The following is a 282-nucleotide window of genomic DNA, read 5'->3' as shown; positions in this document are numbered from 1 at the left end:
CCGGTGTTGAGGCCCTGGTAGATGCCGCTGGAGACGCCGCCGATACGGGTGAAGTAACCGTGACGGATGCCTTGTGCCTTCTGCAGGAGGGGCGAGCGTACTGGATCGGGTCTGGTCTGATTCAGCATGGATGGGTTGTTGTCCGCGTGGGCGATTTCGCCGGTTTGCTACCAACCACTCTGAAGGGATTTGCCATGACAGCAGAACCAAACTCGCCCCGGGCCGCTATCCGGGTTGATCTTGGCGCAATATTCGTCTCGTTGGAACTGTCGAAGTCGACGT

General features: G+C 58.9%; 1 pseudogene. It reads right to left on the bottom strand.

The window, feature by feature from the left end:
• Positions 1-128 (bottom strand): annotated as a pseudogene (locus EN861_RS36595) (polyphenol oxidase); the annotation flags it as partial.
• Between the last annotated feature and the right edge of the window lie 154 nt (positions 129-282).

Source organism: Mesorhizobium sp. M8A.F.Ca.ET.218.01.1.1, assembly GCF_004791165.1.
GTDB lineage: Bacteria > Pseudomonadota > Alphaproteobacteria > Rhizobiales > Rhizobiaceae > Mesorhizobium.
The sequence above is the reverse complement of the archived record's forward strand: the minus strand, read 5'-3'. Positions and strand labels throughout refer to the sequence as shown.